Raw genomic sequence first — 3017 nt, 5'->3', positions numbered from 1 at the left:
TGTCGCTTCAGACCCCAGACGTCGAGGCGGGTCCGGGAGGGCACTGCGGGGCGTCTGAGGTATCCAGCGCGACCGACCTTCCCCCGCACATCGGCACTTCGGATCAGCCACTTCCCGGACCCGCACACCCGACGCTACCCCCGCCGGGCCCCCGCAACCAGCCCCATCCGGTCCCGGCAGCGGCCACACCGCGTCGCCGTGCCGGAGCCGTCAAGGTGCAGCGTCCCACCGGACGAACGACCTTGACGGCGACCAGCGGCGGCGCACCCTAGAAAGCGACGGCACCGGGGCCTTGACACAGAGGGGAACCAGAACAGTGCGCGTGACGGCGAACCACCGGTTGCGGCATGTGCCTGTCGTAGAGCTGGGCTCCCTGAGCACCCGCAGATCGCTCCTGAGCGGCGCAGAGGGTGGGTGGGAGTACCAGCGGGTTGACCCTCACGCATCGTGAGGTCTTAGCGTCGAGCACGTGAACGAGCCACGTAAATCTTTTGCCGACGACCCTCCTGCCGCTCTCGCCGCCCTGGTGCATCCGGACAAGGACATGCGTCAACACGCAGCTGTCGCATTGGGTCAGCGAGCCGACCCGCATCTGGCGCCTCGCATCGCCGAGCTGCTGTGGCAAGAACCAGACTTTTTCGTCCGGGAAACCTTGACCTGGGTTCTGACGCGGACCCCTGAGGCAGCCGCAGACGCAGCTTCGTCCGTGCTTTCCGTTGGCGACGTCAACACCCGTCTGCAAGCACTACACCTTCTTAGCAAGCTGTCTGATCCCAACACTGTTCGCGTGGTGGCGGGGTTCATCGACGATGTTGACACTCGGGTCGCCGACAAGGCACGGTGGGCACTCGCCCGAATCGCGGACCCCTCGGTCATCCCAATCTTGGTCGACCGGCTCGGCGACACGGACCAGACGGCGCGCGATGCGATGACCACCGCGCTGTCCCAATTTGGAGCGCCAGCTGTGCCGACCATCGGCACGGCCCTGAGGACGGCGGAGGATCCCAGCGTGCGCGCTCACGCAGCCGACGTGCTCTGCTTCATCGGGGCACCTGGCGCACATGAGGCTGCCCCCGCCCTAGCCGACGCGTTGCACGACGACCACCCCGATGTCCGGCTGGCCGCCACGTTAGCCCTCCGCGAATTGACCGACTACCCTGCGGCGCGCGAGGCGCTACGAGAAGTCAGCCTGAGCAGTGACGACCCCCGGGTCCGGACGGTCGCTCGGCTGAGCCTGTGACTTCCCGCTTGTCCGTGGTGCCGGCCGTGGCGGCCTCGTCGCAAGGACTGCCGGGCGAGGGGCATGCGGCCGTGACGGTTCCGCCGCTCGAAGAAGCGTCAGATGTTAACACCATGCGGCACAGTTCATGTGAGTCGTCGCCTCGGAGCGGCAGTAGCGTGCGGCCACGCTCCATGCGGCAAATGGGGATGTCAGCGCGGTGACGGAGTTCGCCCGGGATGTGGCGTGTAGCCCTCTGATGTCAACCATGCCCGGGCGCGGCCGCGGACACGGTCTTCGCTCAAGGCGTACCAGCGATCGGCGGCCTCCGGGTGGCGTGCAATCGCGTCCTTGAACCGGCGGAAAGCACCCTTCCCGCTGAGGGCCATAGACAGCAGCTCGACCAGGTGTTCATCCTCGACAGTTGCGATGAAGAGTTCCATGTCGCGATAGTCCGAGCGCGAGCCAGCCGGATCGACCCATAACGACCTTGTGCCGGCTGCTTCGTCTTCTTCTTCCTCCTCTTCTTCGTCGCTCTCATCCGCGTGGAAGTCCTCGTACAGGGTCTGGGGCCAGATCTGCCCAGTGGCGAGGTCGACTCGCCCGCCTCCGTGGATGGGATCGCCCTCGCGCAGGCTGCCGAGCTCCTCCAGGTCGACACGGACCGGCTTCAGCAGTGGCTGGGGGCCGTCGCCGAGCCGCGCCGCGAGTGCCTCGGCCAGGTCGGCATCGCCGTCCCACCCCCGCGCATGCAGTCGTGCGATACAGGTTCTTGCCAGGTCATGGGCGTCGGCGGATCCAGAGGTGACGGCGACCAGGAGAGCGTCACCAATGAGCTGCAGCACCTGCTCCGGCCAGGGGCGCTCCGCAAGAAGGCGTATCACCTCAGGCACGTCATCGCGGTACGCGGCTCCGCGCAGGGCGGCACGGAACTCCTTCAGCGACATGCGGCCATTGTGGCCCTGATGCCGGTGGAAGCGGTGCAGGCAGGATGGGAGCCATGGTCATCGTGCGCGCTACCCGCAAGCTTCTGCAGCGCCTGGGCCCGGTTACCGCCGTCGAGGAGCAGGAATCGACGAGCCTGCTCGGCGACTGGTACGCCACGGTCCTGCCCTGGCGGCCGCGTCAGGTCGCACTCATGGTCAGTCAGACGACCCTGCTCCCAGTGCTTATGCCGTTGGCTCCCGCTGCGACCCTGCTCGACAGGTTCCCCGAGCATCTGGCCGCGGTCCTGCGGGCACACCAAGTCCCAGAGACCGTCGTGCAGCAGGAGGCCGCCGAGACGGCCGACCACACCCTGGCCACCACTGCCAGCCGCAGCCTGACCGGGTCGATGAACGAGTTCGCCTACCTGGCGGAGGCGCACCGTGCCGCGGATCGTGATCCCGCTCTGCTTGCCCTTTCCTTAAAACTAGCCACGGTCCCGTGCGGCCCTCTTTACGCACGTCACGTCAGCCCGGACCGCGAACTAACAGCCCTTCTGCAGAACGTCACATGAGCCCGGTCATTACGGCCGACCCGCGGCAGTACCGCGTGTTTCCTTGAGCCGGACGGGCCCTGGTGCCAGGGCTGCCCGACCTCGGCTGGTGATGCCATCCTGAGACGATGAGTCGACAGCGGGACCACAATCGAGCCGTCATCCGTCACTCCTTGACCGCCATTTTGATCTCGTTGGTCGTCCTGCTGATCTTCTTGACGACCAGGTAGCGGGCGTCCCGGGGCCGCGCCTGCACCCGACGGTCAGCGTCCTTACTGCGGCAGTTGCGTGCGTAGTCGTCTGTAATACACTTGGCGTGTG

The 3017-nt window shown here is 66.7% G+C and carries 3 protein-coding genes; 2 read left to right on the top strand and 1 reads right to left on the bottom strand.

Going from position 1 to position 3017, the window contains the following annotated elements; genetic code table 11:
* The first annotated feature begins 469 nt into the window (after positions 1 to 469).
* Entirely contained in the window at positions 470 to 1240 is a 771-nt protein-coding gene (locus tag AVL62_RS05600; protein ID WP_201023209.1) for a HEAT repeat domain-containing protein, read from the top strand.
* Positions 1241 to 1431: 191 nt separating this feature from the next.
* Here AVL62_RS05600 and AVL62_RS05595 read toward each other — a convergent pair whose 3' ends face one another.
* Complete coding sequence (locus AVL62_RS05595; protein ID WP_058890682.1) at positions 1432 to 2166, bottom strand: UPF0158 family protein; 735 nt, start codon at positions 2164 to 2166, stop codon at positions 1432 to 1434.
* A 53-nt stretch (positions 2167 to 2219) separates the two neighbouring features.
* Here AVL62_RS05595 and AVL62_RS05590 point away from each other — a divergent pair, with 53 nt between their 5' ends.
* Positions 2220 to 2717, top strand: coding sequence for a DUF6933 domain-containing protein (locus tag AVL62_RS05590; protein ID WP_058890681.1), 498 nt, complete (start codon positions 2220 to 2222; stop codon positions 2715 to 2717).
* Positions 2718 to 3017: the final 300 nt, after the last annotated feature.

Source organism: Serinicoccus chungangensis, assembly GCF_001483745.1.
Lineage (GTDB): Bacteria > Actinomycetota > Actinomycetes > Actinomycetales > Dermatophilaceae > Ornithinicoccus > Ornithinicoccus chungangensis_A.
This window is presented reverse-complemented; position numbering and strand designations above follow the sequence as displayed.

Coding starts and splice junctions, on each gene's coding strand:
- AVL62_RS05595 (WP_058890682.1), bottom strand. CDS start 2,166: ATGTCGCTGAAGGAGTTCCGTGCCGCCCTGCGCGGAGCCGCGTACCGC.
- AVL62_RS05590 (WP_058890681.1), top strand. CDS start 2,220: ATGGTCATCGTGCGCGCTACCCGCAAGCTTCTGCAGCGCCTGGGCCCG.